14 protein-coding genes are annotated in these 15,188 nt (G+C 66.0%); 2 read left to right on the top strand and 12 right to left on the bottom strand.

Features of this window, described 5'->3' with window-relative positions; genetic code table 11:
- Positions 1 to 229: 229 nt before the first annotated feature.
- The 9 genes from minE to RLN94_RS11800 all read right to left on the bottom strand — a co-directional run bounded on the left by minE (position 230) and on the right by RLN94_RS11800 (position 7,442).
- Positions 230 to 511, bottom strand: a complete 282-nt coding sequence (gene minE / locus RLN94_RS11840) for a cell division topological specificity factor MinE (RefSeq protein ID WP_350131812.1) — start codon at positions 509 to 511, stop codon at positions 230 to 232.
- Complete coding sequence (minD, locus tag RLN94_RS11835; RefSeq protein ID WP_502949480.1) at positions 508 to 1,356, bottom strand: septum site-determining protein MinD; 849 nt, start codon at positions 1,354 to 1,356, stop codon at positions 508 to 510. The genes minE and minD overlap by 4 nt, the downstream gene beginning before the upstream one ends.
- Positions 1,353 to 2,099, bottom strand: coding sequence for a septum site-determining protein MinC (gene minC, locus RLN94_RS11830; protein WP_350131815.1), 747 nt, complete (start codon positions 2,097 to 2,099; stop codon positions 1,353 to 1,355). The genes minD and minC overlap by 4 nt, the downstream gene beginning before the upstream one ends.
- A 539-nt stretch (positions 2,100 to 2,638) precedes the next feature.
- Positions 2,639 to 3,325 carry an ABC transporter ATP-binding protein gene (locus RLN94_RS11825; RefSeq protein ID WP_350131818.1) on the bottom strand — a complete coding sequence of 229 codons (687 nt, stop codon included), beginning with the start codon at positions 3,323 to 3,325 and terminating at the stop codon, positions 2,639 to 2,641.
- Positions 3,325 to 4,086, bottom strand: coding sequence for an ABC transporter ATP-binding protein (locus RLN94_RS11820; RefSeq protein ID WP_350131821.1), 762 nt, complete (start codon positions 4,084 to 4,086; stop codon positions 3,325 to 3,327). The genes RLN94_RS11825 and RLN94_RS11820 overlap by 1 nt, the downstream gene beginning before the upstream one ends.
- Positions 4,083 to 5,042 (bottom strand): branched-chain amino acid ABC transporter permease, encoded by a 960-nt coding sequence (locus tag RLN94_RS11815; protein ID WP_350131823.1) that lies wholly within the window; start codon positions 5,040 to 5,042, stop codon positions 4,083 to 4,085. Before RLN94_RS11815 ends, RLN94_RS11820 begins: the two co-directional genes overlap by 4 nt.
- Before the next feature lies 1 nt (position 5,043).
- Positions 5,044 to 5,967: a branched-chain amino acid ABC transporter permease gene (locus RLN94_RS11810; protein WP_300891349.1), complete on the bottom strand. Its 924-nt coding sequence runs from the start codon at positions 5,965 to 5,967 to the stop codon at positions 5,044 to 5,046.
- A 51-nt stretch (positions 5,968 to 6,018) separates the two neighbouring features.
- Positions 6,019 to 6,441, bottom strand: a complete 423-nt coding sequence (locus RLN94_RS11805; protein ID WP_350131827.1) for a PaaI family thioesterase — start codon at positions 6,439 to 6,441, stop codon at positions 6,019 to 6,021.
- A complete protein-coding gene (locus tag RLN94_RS11800) occupies positions 6,438 to 7,442 on the bottom strand; it encodes an NADPH:quinone oxidoreductase family protein (protein ID WP_350131830.1) in 1,005 nt (334 codons plus the stop codon). Before RLN94_RS11800 ends, RLN94_RS11805 begins: the two co-directional genes overlap by 4 nt.
- 192 nt (positions 7,443 to 7,634) lie before the next feature.
- On the opposite strand from RLN94_RS11800, the gene RLN94_RS11795 reads away from it, so the two are divergent.
- The gene (locus RLN94_RS11795) at positions 7,635 to 11,246 is read left to right on the top strand and encodes a hydantoinase B/oxoprolinase family protein (RefSeq protein ID WP_350131833.1); all 3,612 of its coding nucleotides are present in this window, start codon (positions 7,635 to 7,637) and stop codon (positions 11,244 to 11,246) included.
- Positions 11,247 to 11,343: 97 nt separating this feature from the next.
- Positions 11,344 to 12,525, top strand: a complete 1,182-nt coding sequence (locus RLN94_RS11790; RefSeq protein ID WP_350131836.1) for an ABC transporter substrate-binding protein — start codon at positions 11,344 to 11,346, stop codon at positions 12,523 to 12,525.
- 98 nt (positions 12,526 to 12,623) lie between these two features.
- On the opposite strand, the gene RLN94_RS11785 is transcribed toward RLN94_RS11790, so the two are convergent.
- The 3 genes from RLN94_RS11785 to bhcC form a co-directional block, all read right to left on the bottom strand.
- Entirely contained in the window at positions 12,624 to 12,947 is a 324-nt protein-coding gene (locus RLN94_RS11785; protein WP_350131839.1) for a hypothetical protein, read from the bottom strand.
- Between the two features lie 80 nt (positions 12,948 to 13,027).
- Positions 13,028 to 13,993, bottom strand: coding sequence for an iminosuccinate reductase BhcD (bhcD, locus tag RLN94_RS11780; RefSeq protein ID WP_350131842.1), 966 nt, complete (start codon positions 13,991 to 13,993; stop codon positions 13,028 to 13,030).
- Between the two features lie 13 nt (positions 13,994 to 14,006).
- Entirely contained in the window at positions 14,007 to 15,170 is a 1,164-nt protein-coding gene (gene bhcC, locus RLN94_RS11775) for a 3-hydroxy-D-aspartate aldolase BhcC (protein WP_350131845.1), read from the bottom strand.
- Positions 15,171 to 15,188 lie beyond the last annotated feature (18 nt).

Below are 15,188 nucleotides of genomic sequence, written 5' to 3'. Positions count from 1 at the left end.
TGGTTCGCCGCCCCGCGGCCCGCCGATGCGCGGCTTAGCGCCCGGTCACCCCACTCTCAGAAAAGCCCGTCAGACGCGTGCCAGAGCCGACCCGTGGGCTAACCCGTCCCGGCCTCCGAGCCGGGACCTCGCGCCGCAAGAGGCCCCGGGTCAAGCCCGGGGCGGGCAGGAAGGGTATCGTCCCCCCCCGTAGGGCGGGTGCCAACCCACCGCCGACAAAGACAAAACCTCACCCCGCCTTCGACCCCACCTCCGACGGCAATTCCACGTTGATCTCCAAACTGGACATCTGCTCGCCACGCTCCATGCGCACCTCCACATCCGTCTCGCCGATCGACACGTATTTCCGGATCGCCTCGACGATATCGCGTTGCAGCATCGGCAGGTAATCGGCCTCTCCGCCGCGCCCTGCGCCGCTGCGCTCATGCGCCAGCAGGATCTGCAGCCGGTCCTTCGCGGTCTCCGCACTTCTCGCGCGGCGTTGCTTGCGGGCAAATCCGAACAGGTTCATGACGCCCGCCCGAACAGCCGGTGAAATAGCCCCGGCCGCCGCTCGCCCGCGATCCGCATCTCGACCTCCTCGCCGGTCAGCCGCCGCACGGCATCCTCATAGGCCCGCGACGCTGCCGAGGGTTGATCCAGCACCACCGGCGTACCGATATTCGATGCCCGCAAGATCGCCTGGCTCTCCGGGATCACCCCCAGCAGAGGCACGGCCAGGATCTCCAGCACATCCTCGACATTCATCATCTCGCCACTCTCGACCCGGGCCGGGTCATGCCGCGTCAAGAGCACCTGCGCCTTCACCGCATCGGCCCCCTCGCTCTCGGCCCGCTTGGTCTGGCTGCTCAGCAGCCCCAGAACCCGGTCACTGTCGCGCACCGACGACACCTCGGGGTTGGTCACCACCACCGCCTCGTCGGCGAAATACATCGCCATCTGCGCGCCATGCTCGATGCCGGCGGGGCTGTCGCAGATGATGTAGTCGAATTCCTGCTTCAGCTCGTCGAGCACCTTCTCGACGCCCTCCTTGGTCAGCGCATCCTTATCCCGCGTCTGCGACGTCGGCAGGATCGACAGGTTCTCCAGCCGCTTGTCCCGGATCAGCGCCTGTTTCAGCCGCGCATCCCCCTGGATCACGTTGATGAAATCGAACACCACGCGCCGCTCGCAGCCCATCGTCATGTCGAGGTTCCGCAGCCCCACGTCGAAATCGATCACCACCGTGCGGTGCCCCTGCTTCGCCAGCCCCGCCGAGATCGCGGCGGCCGACGTGGTCTTGCCCACGCCGCCCTTGCCCGACGTGATCACGATCACCCGGCCCAAGGCCGGTTTTTCCTTAAGATCGGCCGTCATCCGATCACCTCCATGCACAGTCTCTCGTTTTCCAGGTAGATATGCGTGGCGCGGTCGCGCGCCGTGTCCTCCAGCGTTTCGCTGGTCTTGTAAAGCCCGGCAATCGCCAGCAGCTCGGCATCGAGGCTCTGGCAGAAGATGCGCGCGCTCTCGTCGCCATGCACGCCGGCCATCGCCCGCCCGCGCAGGCGCCCGTAAATGTGGATATTGCCGCCCGCGACGACCTCGGAGCCCGAGGCGACCGAGCCGATCACCGTCAGATCGCCGCTCTCGCAGACCACCATCTGCCCCGATCTGACCGGCGCCCGGACCAGCTTGTTCTCGACCCCGCGCAGCGCCGCCCGCCGCCGGCGCTTGGTGCTCCGCGCATCCGGCAGCGGCGCATCCTTGCCCGCCAACACGGGGATCAGCCCCATCTGCTGCAATGCCTCTTCCGACAGCGTGCCGGGGTTCTGCACCCCGAACACCCGCAGGTTCCGCTCCCGCAGCTTCGCCACCATCGCCCGCAGCCGCTCGGGCTCTGCCATGCCCGGCACGTTGCCGAGGTCGATCACCATGGGCGCCTCGTCGAAGAACTGCGGCGACGTCTCGCGCTGCGCATCGAGCCGTTCATAGAACGCCGCGTCATCCGCCTCGACATCCACCCGCAGCGACAGCGCCATCAGGAACCGCCCGCGTATCTGGAAAGGAATGATCTCTCCCGGCATGCCCCCATGCCGGGTCTCGTCGTATCTGGTAGACACGGTTTTCCACTGCTCCTGCTCTGGCGGATCGCGACTCAGGGGCCAGCCCGCTCTTGGTATGGCGCATAGTGTTCCCGATCCCGGCGGCGGACGAAAGCCGGTGCTCGGGCGTCAGCGGGAAAATGCCGTTGGCTGCGGTTTGCGGCGTCTCAGATGCTCACCAGCGCGGAATCCAGGCCGAAGGCCGCCGCGCATCGCCGGGCCGCCCCGACGGTCCGGCGATTTGGAGAAGCAAGCGCAACGTCGTGAGCAAGGAGGGACTTGGCTACCATAAAGCGCCAGGCCACCCCCGTAGGTTCGCCGCCCCGCGGCCCGCCGATGCGCGTCTCCGCACTCTGCCTTGACCGAAGATACCGCGTTGCGCCCAGCACAACATCTGGCACCCCCCCCACCGAACGCCACATCAACCCGGCCAAATGCCGTCATTCACACCGACGCACTACCGACAAAATACCGACGTGATACCGACACGGCGTTTCCAGCAAAATCAAATCCTTAACCCTGATTCGCCCCGCACCCGTCGCCCCGCCGGTTAACCTTCACAAACTCAGGTGCCGCCGCGCCTCGGAGTCCGCATTCGCCAGAACCTCCGAAGGCCCGGTCCATGCGATCTCACCCTTGCGGATCACGTGATGCCGATCCCCCAGCTTGCACAGCGGCTTCAGGCTCTTGTCGATCACCAGGATCGTCAGGTTCCGGTCCTTCAGCCGCTTCAGCGCCCCCCAGATCTCGCGCCGCACGGCGGGCGCCAGCCCCTCCGTCGCCTCGTCGAGGATCAGGAACCGCGGCTGGGTCAACAGCGCCCGGCCGATCGCCAGCATCTGCTGCTCGCCCCCCGACAGAAGGCTCCCGAAAGACCCCTTCCGTTCCGCCAATCTGGGAAACAAATCAAACACTTCCTCCAGCCCGTCGCGCCCGTTCCGCGCGGTCGCCAGCAGGTTTTCCATCACCGTCAGCGTCGGAAACACCTGCCGCCCCTCGGGCACCAGCGCCACGCCCCGCTTGGCGATCTCGTGGGTCGGCACCCCGTTGATCCGGTCGCCTTCCAGGTAGATATCCCCGCCGATCCGGTCGGTCAGGCCAAAGAGCGTGCGGATGGTCGTCGTCTTGCCCATCCCGTTCTTGCCCAGAAGCGTCGTCACCGAGCCCTCTTCCACCTCGAAACTGAGGTCGAACAGGATCTGGCTGTCCTCGTAGCTGGCGCAGACATCGCGGAATTGCAGCATCAGAAATCGTCCTCTTCCGACAGGTAGGCCGCCTGCACCTCGGCCGAATGGCGCACCGCCTCCGGCGTCCCGGTCATCAGCACCCTTCCATCCACCAGCACCGTGATCTCGTCCGCCAGGTCGAACACCGCATCCATGTCATGCTCGATCAGCAGGATCGGCACATCGCCCTTCAAACGCTTGCGGATAAGGGCCACCAGCTCCGCCGCGTCCGAGGTGGAAAGCCCCGCCAGCGGCTCGTCGAGGAGCAGGATCGACGGGTTGGAAATGATCGCCATCGCCAGTTCCAGCCGCCGCCGGTCGCCATGGCTCAGCGCCGAGGGCAGCGCATTCGCCTTCTCCTCCAGCCCGAAATCCTTCAGCACCTCGGCCAGCTCGGCCGCATAATGCCGCTCCGCATGGGCCCGCAGCAGCTGCATCAGCGATACCTTGGGCGTATCCCGCGCCTTCAGGCTCAACAGGATATTCTCCCACACCGCGATATGCTGAAACAGCGCGGTGATCTGGTAGGTCCGCGTCAGCCCCAGCCTTGCCCGCTCATGCGTCGAGAGACCGTTCACGCTTCGCCCGTCGAAATGCACCGTGCCGCTGTTGGGCTTCAGCTCCCCCGACAGCACACTCACCAGCGTCGTCTTCCCTGCCCCGTTCGGCCCGATCAGCGCATGGATCGACCCGTGATCAAGCTGCAGGTTCACGCCCTGCAAGGCATGGATCCCCCCGAAGCTGACGGAGATATCCTCGAGTTTCAGAATATGGCTCATCCCGCCCTCGCCCGGCCCGGGATCAGGCGGTCGACAAGCCCCGCCAGACCCTTGTGAAAGAACAGCACCACGCAGATCAGGAAGGGCCCGAACAGGATCGGCCAATGCGTCGTGTACCCGGCCAGCACGCTCTCCAGCAGGACAAAGGCGAACGCCCCGTAGACCGGCCCGAACCGCGTGCCGACGCCCCCCAGGATGACGATCACCAGCAACTCGCCCGAGCGCTGCCAACTGCCATAGCCCGGCGTCGCGAACTCCGCCTGGTTGGCCAGCAGGAACCCGGCGATGCCACAGATCACGCCGGCCAGCACGAACCCCACCAGCCGCACGGCGAACACGTTGAAGCCCAGCGCCGTCGCCCGCGTCGGGTTCTCCCGACACGCCACCAGCCGCCGCCCGAAATCCGACCGCACGAGGTGGTTGACGAGCAGGATGCAAAGCACCGTGATCCCCGCCACGAAGAAGTAGAAATGCCAGCTGTCAAAGGGATCATAGCCCCATAGCAGAGTGGTGCGCTCGTAGATCACCATGCCGTCATCGCCCCCGAAATAGGAGGAACTGACCGCGAGGTAATAGAAGATCTGCGCCAGCGCCAAGGTGATCATGATGAAGTAGACGCCGGAGGTCCGCAGCACGATCAGCCCGATGAACAGCGCCACCAGGGCCGAGGCCGCCATCACCACCGGCAACTGGATCCAGATCGGCAGGATATCAGCATTGGCCAATATCCCCGTCGCATAGCACCCGATCCCGAGGTAGACGGCATGGCCAAAGCTCACCATCCCCCCGAAGCCCAGGATCATGTTGAGGCTCGCCGCCGCCACCGCATAGATCAGCGCCCGCTCGAACACCGCCAGCTGGTAAACATCGCCCGACAGCAGCGCCACGACCGGCCCCGCCGCCACCATCGCGGCCAGCACCACGATCCCTTCGATCATGCGATAGGAACCGGCCATCTCAATGCCTCCTTTGCAGGGGCAAGAGCCCCTCGGGACGGAAGAAAAGGATCAGCGCCATCAGGATGTAAACCAGCATCGAGGCCAGCGCCGGCCCCGCCTCGCCCGCCACCTGCGGCGAGAAGAACGCACTCAGGATATCGCGCAGGAACGCCCGGCCCATCGTGTCGATCAGCCCCACGATCATCGCCGCCAGAAGCGCGCCGCGGATCGAGCCCAGACCGCCGATCACCACCACCACGAAGGAGAGGATCAGCACCGCCTCCCCCATCCCCGGCTGCACCGACAGGATCGGCCCGGCCATCGCCCCGGCCAGCCCCGCCAGCAGCGCGCCCAGCGCGAAGACCAGCGCGTAGAGCAGCGAGATATTCACACCCAGGATCGACACCATCACCCGGTTCGTCGCCCCGGCCCTGACCAGCATGCCCACCCGCGTCTTCTGGATGAGAAGGAACAGCCCCAGCCCCACAAGGCCCCCCACCGCTATCACCAGCATCCGGTAGGCCGGGTAGTCGATCCCGAACGGCAGCGGGATCTGCCCCGCCAGCGCCTCCGGCACGCCCGAGAAGATCGGCACGCTGCCCCAGATCAGGATGACCGACTCGTTCGCGATCAGGATCAACCCGTAGGTCACAAGCACGTGGTCGAGGTGACTTCGCGCATAGAGATTGCGCACCAGCAGCACCTCCAGCAGCATCCCCAGCCCAAACACCGCGATCGCCGCCAGCCCCACCGACAGGAAGAAACTCCCCGTCAGCGCCTGGAACAGAACCGAGAAATACGCCCCCAGCATGAACAGCGACCCGTGGCTGAGGTTGATGAAATCCATCACCCCGAAGATCAGCGTCAGCCCCGCGGCGATCAGGAACAGCAGGATGCCAAGCTGTATGCCGTTCAGAAGCTGTTCCGCGAAAAGGCTGGCCATCTGCCGGCGTCTCCTTGTCTGGCGCGCCCTCGGGCACGCGGGGTTTCGGGGTCAGGTCCCCTTGTCGCCCAGCCGGGCGAATTGCGCGGTGGCATGGCCGCAAAGCCTGTCGCCCTGCGTGGCGCGCGCGGTGCAGAACACCGTTCTCCGCCCCGCCCGCAGCGCCTCGGCGGCCACGTAAAGCGGCGCATCGGCGCGGATGGCCGACAGGAACTTCGTCTCCTGCGAGACCGTCACCGCCTCGCCGCCCACCTTGGCGACCTCGTACATCGCCACGTCGAACAGCGCGGCCAGCGCGCCGCCATGCAGGATGCCCAGCGGGTTCAGCGCGCCCTCTGTCAGCCGCACCTGGAAACACGCCGTGCCGTCATCATGCCGCACACCGATCTCGCCGATGAACGCCAACAGGCTGTCATCGTTGCGGAATGGCACGAAGCCATTCGCGGCAGCGTCGGAGGCGGCCGCCATGCTCATCCCGTGGTCACGTCCACGGCCAGCTTGCCCGCCACCTTGCGGTCAAGAATGTCCTGCAAACCCTGCATCAACTGGCCGAAGGGCAGCACCTCGCTGACATTCGCCTTCACCTTGCCCTCGGCCAGCAGGCCCAGCCACCATTCGGTGCCCGCCCGCATCTCCTGAAGCGCGTGGTCGAAATGAATGTCCAGCGGCGCGCCCATGACCGACAGATTGTTGTAGAGCAGGTAATTCGCCTTGGCCGACTCGATCGACCCGCTGGCAAAGCCCACGACAACCAAGCGCCCGGCAAAGCCAAGGCACCGCAGCCCGGCGATGAACATCGCCCCGCCCACGGTGTCGATCACCACGTCGGCGCCTTTGTCGTCGCCCCAATGTCTGCGCACCTTGTCCTTGAAGAGCTGCTTCAGCGGCTCTTCCTCGCGCTCCGTCACGACCAGCGCGTCGCCGCCCCCGTCACGCACCAGCTTCGCCTTCTCCTCGGAGGACACGACGCCCAGCACCTCGGCCCCCAGCGCATGGGCCAGTTGCACGGCGGCAAGGCCGACACCCCCCGCCGCGCCGGTCACGACCACCCGGTCGCCCTTTTTCACACCCGCCCGGATCGACACCGCCACGTAAGCGGTGTTGAACACCGTGATGGCGCCGGCCGCATCGATCGCCGACACCGCCTCGGGCCGGTGAAAGACGCGCGACAGCGGCGCGATCACCTGTTCCGAGAATGCGCCCGTGAATACCTGCGCCACGACCGGTTCGCCCGGCTTGAATTCGGTAACGCCCTCGCCCACCGCCTTGATCACGCCGGCGCAGTCGCGCCCCGGACCGAACGGTGGGTTAGGACGTTTCTGATACTTTCCCTGCACCATCAGAGCATCGGGGAAATTGAGTCCGATGGCGTGGTTCTCGATTAACACTTCGTTCACACCCGGGCTCGGCTCGGGCAGGTCGTGTATCCGGTGAGACGTCGGCGCACCGTACTCTTCGATAAGAAAGCCGCGCATCGCGCTCTCCTTTTTATACGTTTAGTATTTTATTAATCGTGCCATGCGCCCCGGCCTCCGTCAAGGAAAAATCCTACGGCCCTCCACCCCGCATTTTCACGGTTTACTAATTTTATACTGTATGTATATTTATATCCATCCACCGGCGCCCGCGCCGTGGGCATTCAGGAATAGAGACCGGAGAGTTCGAAGATGTGGCAGTTCTGGGTCGACCGTGGCGGCACCTTCACCGATATCGTTGCCAAACGCCCCGACGGCACGCTTGAGACGCGCAAGCTGCTGTCGGAGAACCCCGAGAACTACAAGGACGCCGCCGTTCAGGGCATCCGCGATTTCCTCGGCCTCGCCCCGGGCGAACCGATCCCCCAGGGCGTCGTCGATTCGGTCAAGATGGGCACCACCGTCGCCACCAACGCCCTTCTCGAACGCAAGGGCGACCGCACGCTGCTGCTGATCACCAAGGGCTTCGGCGACCTCCTGCGCATCGGCTACCAGAACCGCCCCCGCATCTTCGACCTCGATATCCAACTCCCCGAAATGCTCTTCGAGCGCAGCGTCGAAATCCCCGAACGGCTCGACGCCGCCGGCGAGGTGCTTGAACCCCTCGACGAGGCCGCCGTCCGCACCGCCCTCCAGCAAGCCCATGACGACGGCATCCGCGCCGTCGCCATCGCCTTCATGCACGGCTACAAGACCCCCGCGCACGAGAACCGCGCCGCCGAGATCGCGGCCGACGTGGGCTTCACCCAGATCTCCACCAGCAACGGCACCTCGCCGCTGATGAAGCTGGTCAGCCGCGGCGACACCACCGTCGTCGACGCCTATCTCAGCCCGATCCTGCGCCGCTATGTCGAACAGGTCCGCGAGGCGCTCGACGCCGGCGCCGACGGCAATGACCGCAAGCGCCTGCTCTTCATGCAATCGAGCGGCGGCCTCACCGACGCGGCGCTTTTCCAGGGGAAAGACGCCATCCTCTCCGGCCCCGCCGGCGGCGTCGTCGGCATGGTCAAGACCGCCGAACATGCAGGCCATGACAAGCTGATCGGCTTCGACATGGGCGGCACGTCGACGGATGTCTGCCACTACGCCGGCAGCTTCGAACGCAGCCTCGAAACGGAAGTCGCCGGCATCCGCATGCGCGCGCCGATGATGAACATCCACACCGTCGCGGCGGGCGGCGGCTCGATCCTCTCCTTCCGCGACGGCCGCTTTCAGGTCGGCCCCGAAAGCGCCGGCGCCAATCCCGGCCCGGCCTGCTATCGCCGCGGCGGCCCCCTCACGGTGACCGACTGCAACGTCCTCCTCGGCAAGCTCCAGCCCGGCCACTTCCCCCGCGTCTTCGGCCCCGAAGCCAACCAGCCGCTCGACACCGAAATCGTCCGCGAAAAGTTCGACGCGCTGGCCGACCAGATCGCGCAAGAGACGGGGAACCCGAAGATGCCGCTCGAAGACATCGCCGAGGGCTTCCTCCGTATCGCCGTGGAAAACATGGCCCGCGCCATCAAGAAAATCAGCGTCGAGCGCGGCTATGACGTGACCACCTACACCCTTAACTGCTTCGGCGGCGCGGGCGGGCAGCACGCCTGCCTCGTGGCCGACGCGCTGGGGATGTCCAAGGTCTTCCTGCACCCCTTTTCGGGCGTCCTCTCGGCCTATGGCATGGGCCTCGCCGAGATCCGCGCCATGCGGCAAAGCCAGTTCGACAAACCCCTCTCCGCCACCTCCTGCACCGAGGCGCAAGCCCTCGCCGACCGAATGGCAACCGAGGCCGAGGCCGAGCTCACCGAACAGGGCAGCGCGAAAGACGACATCACCCGCGTGACCCGCGCCCTCCTCCGCTACGCCGGCTCCCACCAGACGCTCGAGGTGGCCTTCGGCCCCGAGGCCGGGATGCGCGAGACCTTCGAGACCGCCCACCGCCAGCTCTACGGCTTCGCCGACCCCGAGCGCGAAGTCTATTTCGAGGCCCTCACCGTCGAAACCATCGGCGCCCAGCCCGACCTGCCCGACTGCGCCCCCCGCCCAGATCAGGGCACGCCAACCCCCATCGACACGGTCGACATGGTGGCCAACGGGCAGGCCGCGCAAACTCCGCTCTACGATCGCGAAACCCTCGACCGCGGCCAGTCCGTCGACGGCCCCGCCATCATCCGCGAACCCACCGGCACCGTCATCGTCGAGCCGGGCTGGCGCGCCCATGTGGACGCCTTCGAGAACCTCGTCCTCGACCGCGCCATCCCCCGCAAGGGCATGGAAGATATCGGGAAAGAGGCCGACCCGGTCATGCTCGAGGTCTTCAACAACCTCTTCATGTCCATCGCCGAACAGATGGGCGCGACGCTCGCCAAGACCGCCTATTCCGTCAACATCAAGGAACGGCTCGACTTCTCCTGCGCCCTCTTCGACCCCGATGGCGGGCTCGTCGCCAACGCGCCCCACGTACCGGTGCACCTGGGCTCGATGGGCGAATCCGTCCGCACCGTGATCCGCGAGAACGCCGGCAAGATGAAGGCGGGCGACGTCTTCGTCCTCAACGCCCCCTTCAACGGCGGCACCCACCTGCCCGACGTCACCGTCATCACCCCGGTCTTCGACGAGGCGGGCACCGAAATCCTCTTCTACGTCGGCTCCCGCGGCCACCACGCCGATATCGGCGGCCGCACCCCCGGCAGCGCGCCCCCCGACAGCACCCATATCGACGAGGAAGGCGTGCTGATCGACGACTTCAAGATGGTCGACCAGGGCCGCTTCCTCGAGGCCGAGACCCGCGCCCTCCTTGCCTCCGGCCCCTATCCCTGCCGCAATATCGACAACAACATCGCCGATCTCCTCGCCCAGATGGCCGCCAACGAAACCGGCGCCCGCGAAGTGCGCCGGATGCTCTCGCAATTCGGCACAGGCGTGGTGCAGGCCTACATGCGCCACGTGCAGGACAACGCCGAGGAAAGCGTGCGCCGCGTGATTGACCGCCTGCGCGACGGCCGCAACACCTACGAGATGGACAGCGGCGCCAAGATCGAGGTGCAGATCACCGTCGACCGCGACAACCGCACTGCCACGATCGACTTCACCGGCACCAGCGAGCAGGACAGCGGCAACTACAACGCCCCCCTCTCGATCTGCCGGGCGGTGGCGCTCTACGTCTTCCGCACGCTGGTGGGCAGCGACATCCCCCTCAACGAGGGCTGCCTCAAACCCCTCAACCTGATCATCCCCGAGGGCACCTTCATCAACCCGGTCTACCCCGCCGCCGTCATCGCGGGGAACACCGAGGTCAGCCAGTCCATCGCCGACGCGCTCTATGGCGCCCTTGGCGTCATCGCCGGCTCGCAGGGCACGATGAACAACTTCGTCTGGGGCAATGACGCCTACCAGAACTACGAAACCATCTGCGGCGGCACCGGCGCGGGGCCCGGTTTCGACGGGGCGGACGCGGTGCATTCCCACATGACCAACACCCGCATGACAGACCCCGAGGTGCTCGAATGGCGCTTCCCGGTCCGGATCGAGGAATTCTCGATCCGCCGCGGCTCCGGCGGCGAGGGCAAGAACCGCGGCGGTGACGGCATCCGGCGCGAGGTGCGCTTCCTCGAACCGATGACGACCACCGTGCTGACCTCGCACCGCAAGGTGCCGCCCCGCGGCGCCGAGGGCGGCGGGCCCGGCGCCTGCGGCCGCAACGCCATCCGCCGCGCCGACGGCACGGTCGAGGACCTCAAAGGCAACGACATGGCCGAAGTCGGCCCGGGCGACGTCTTCGTGATGGAGACACCGGGCGGCGGCGGCTTCGGCACGGCGGCCTGACCGGGCCGCCCGACCATGCCGCACCCGGGACCAACCCCACGCGGCAAAAGAGGACCGAAAGACCAAAGACGACCTCAACAACGGGAGTACGACCACCATGAAGACCAATCTCACGAAACTGCTGGCTGTCACGGCGCTCGCCGCCGCCAGCCTTGGCGCCCCCGCCCTTGCCGAGGAAGGCAAGGTCAAGGTGGGCCTCATCCTGTCGCTCTCCGGCCCCGGTTCGGTGCTGGGACAGGAGATGCAGAAGGGCGCCGACCTCGCCCTCGAAATGCTGGATGGCAAGCTTGGCGGCAAGGAGGCCGAGTTCATCTACGAGGACGACCAGCGCAAGCCCGATGTCGGCAAGGAAGCCGCCGAACGCCTGACCCGCTCGGAAGATGTCGACGTGGTCATCGGCTCGTCCTTCTCGAACGTGATGATGGCCATCCACCGCCCCATCACCCGCGCCGGCAAGATCGTCCTCAGCCCCAACCCGGCCCCCGCGCCGCTTGCGGGTGACAAGTGCGACCCCAACTATTTCGCCGTGCCCTTCCAGAACGACCAGTTGGCCGAGGCCGTGGGCACCCACCTCTCGGACGAGGGCGTCGGCTCCGCCTTTATCCTCGCCCCCAACTACCAGGCCGGCCGCGACCTTCTCGAAGGCTTCAAGCGCACCTATACCGGCGAGATCGTGGGCGAGATCTACACGCCGCTGGAACAAACCGACTTCTCCGCCGAGCTGACACAGGTGAAATCGGCCGATCCCGACGCCGTCTTCGTGTTCTACCCCGGCGGGCTCGGCATCCAGTGGGTCAAGCAATACGCCCAGGCCGGCCTCAAGGACGACACGCCTCTCTACAGCGCCTTCACCTATTTCAACGGCGCCGCCCTCAACGCCATCGGCGAGGCCGGGCTGGGCCTGAAAAGCGCAGCGCAATGGACGATCGACCTGCCCAACGACGCCAACCAGGAGTTCGTCGAGGCCTTCCGCGCCAAGTACGACTCGCCGCCGTCGGACTTCGCCGCCATGGCCTATGACGCCGTCCGCCTGATCGACAGCGCCGCGGCCAAGGTCGACGACCTCGACGACACCGACGCCTTCCGCGCCGCCCTGCGCGAGGCCGATTTCGCCTCCGTCCGCGGCGACTTCAAATTCAACACCAACCAGCACCCGATCCAGTCGATGTACCTCGCCACGGTCGAGACCGACGAGGACGGCAACTATATCGCCGTCTCCGAAAGCGTGATCGAGGAAGCGATGGAAGACAGCTACGCCAAGGACTGCTCGATGGTGTGATCCGTTTCGGGTCTAGCGACCTGGCCTGACACTGAAGTTACCCTCGCAGGAAACTGCGGGGGTGATTTCGTTTAGCACGGTGCAACCTTAGCCGACGCTCAAGTTCGATACAGAACGAAGCCATCCGTCCGCCTCTCCCAGCGCCCTTCCCGCTCAATCTCCATGGGCACCGAAAAGGTGGGCGCCAGACCGAGAACGATTATCCTCCGCCACTTTGGGAAATGCTCCTCGATCCCCCAAACCACGTGGCACAGCGCAGTTTCGACCGAACGATACTGTTCCAGCGAAAAAATCGCGCTGTCGGGATGAAGTTGACCCTTCGCCGCCGCAAACCACTCTCGGTTGGCCGCGCTTTCGACGATCCATGCCGCCTCGGCCGGAGGACCGGAAAAATTCTCATCGAAGATAGCATGGATATCCATGCCTCATGGATGGCAGTTTCCGGTCAGGTGTCAACGTCCGCGTCACCCGGATAGCGCCACACCTTCGGCTAGGCCGCCCCTCAAAAATCCACCACCACAGCCCGCCCCTGCGCCTGCGCCAGCTCCACCACCCGCGACGCCACCGCCAGGTCCTGCAACCCCACGCCGGTGCCATCGAATAGCGTGATCTCCTCCGCACTCTGCCGCCCCGGATGCGCCCCGTTGATGACCGCCCCGAGCTGCTGAACATCCCCCTCGCCAATCAGCCCCATCGCCACCGCATGCTGCGCCTCGCCGATCGACACCGCCTGCGCCACCTCGTCGGTAAAAACAACAGCCCGCGCAAGCAATTCCGGCGCCACCTCCTGCTTGCCCTTGGTATCCGTGCCCATGCAGGCCACATGCGTGCCGGGCGCCACCTGATCCGCCCCGAGAATGGCCTCGAAGGACGAGGTGATCGAAATGATCACATCCGCCTCCCGCATGCCCCCCAGCTCGACCGCCTCGAACGGCACCCCCGCTTCTTCCGCCACCTTCTCCAGGTTCGGCAGCATCTCCGGATGCAGATTCCACCCGATCACCTTCTCGAACCGCCGCTGCTCCAGCGCCGCGCGCAACTGGAACGCCGCCTGGTGCCCCGCGCCGATCATCCCCAGCACCCGCGCATCCTCCCGCGCCAGGTACCGGATCGACACCGCCGACGCCGCCGCCGTCCGCAGCGCCGTCAACAGGTTGCCGCCCACCATCGCATGGACCCGGCCGGTATCCGCATCGAACAGCACCACCGTCGACTGGTGATTGATCACCCCCCGCTTCGCCAGGTTATGCGGCCAGTACCCCCCGGCCTTCACCCCCAGCGTCAGCGCCGACTGGTCGAACCCGCCCTTGAAGCCGTAAAGCGCGTCCTCATGCCCGATCGCCTCACGCACCACGGGGAAGTTATAGGCCTCCCCCGCCGCCATCGCCGCGAACACCCGCTCGACCGCCTCGAACGCGGCCTCCCGCGTCATCAGCTCGGCAATCTCCCGCTCCGGTACAATGATCATCCCCGGCCCCCGATCAATACGCGAAACCGCGGGCCGACACCGGCCAGACCACCTCGACCTTGCCGCCCCGCACGCCCACGTACCAGTCATGCACGTTGCAGGTCGGGTCACAGTGCCCCGGCACCAGCTTCAGCTTGTCATTGACGGCCAGCACCCCATCCGGGTCGGCCACCACGCCATGCTCATCCGAGCACTTGACGTATTCCACGTCATCTCGCCCGAAGACCACCGGCAAGCCGCTATCCACCGACTGCGCCTTCAGCCCGGCATCGACAATCGCCTTGTCGGGCTTGGCATGGCTCATCACGCTGGTCAGCAGGAAGAGCGCGTTCTCCCACTCCCCCCGGTCGATCCGCCGGCCATTCTCATCGAGGATCCGCCCGTAATCCGCATCCATGAACGCATACGACCCGCATTGCAGCTCGTTATACACCCCCGAAGCGCTCTCGAAATAATACGAGCCCGTACCACCCCCGCCGACGATATCGCACTCCAGCCCCTCGGCCTTCAGCGCCTCCACCGCGTCCTTCACCATCGCCACGGCAATGTCGATCTTGGCCTTCCGGTCCTCGTAGGCGTCCAGATGCTGCATCGCCCCCTGGTACGCCTGAATGCCCGCAAACTTCAGCCCCGGCGCGGCATCAATCGCCTTCGCGATCTCCACCACCTCCGGCGTCGTCGTCACCCCGCAGCGCCCGGCGCCACAGTCGATCTCGACAAGGCACTCGATCTCCGTCCCGTGCCTTTCCGCCGCGGCCGACAACTCGCCCACGTTGGCCGGGTCATCCACGCAAACCAGCACTCGCGCGCCCAGCTTCGGCAGCCTTGCCAGCCGGTCGATCTTGGCCGCCTCCCGCACCTGGTTCGACACCAGCACATCGCCGATGCCCCCACGCACGAACACCTCCGCCTCGCTCACCTTCTGGCAACACACCCCACAGGCCCCGCCCAGCTCGATCTGCAGCTTCGCCACGTCCACCGACTTGTGCATCTTGCCATGCACCCGGTGCCGCATCACGTGCGCCTTGGCATAGTCGCCCATCTTGCGGATGTTCCGCTCCAGCGCGTCGAGGTCCAGCATCAGGCACGGCGTCTGGATCTCCGCCTCGTTCATCCCCGGCTTGGCCGGAATGTCGAAACCCACGTCGAATTCGTCGAGGTTGCTCACGTCTTTCATCTCTCTTCTCCATTCAGG

The sequence above is a fragment of the Roseovarius sp. genome (genome assembly GCF_040223625.1).
Lineage (GTDB): Bacteria > Pseudomonadota > Alphaproteobacteria > Rhodobacterales > Rhodobacteraceae > Roseovarius.
Note: the sequence above shows the minus strand (reverse complement) of the source record. Positions and strands in the feature narration are given on the sequence as shown.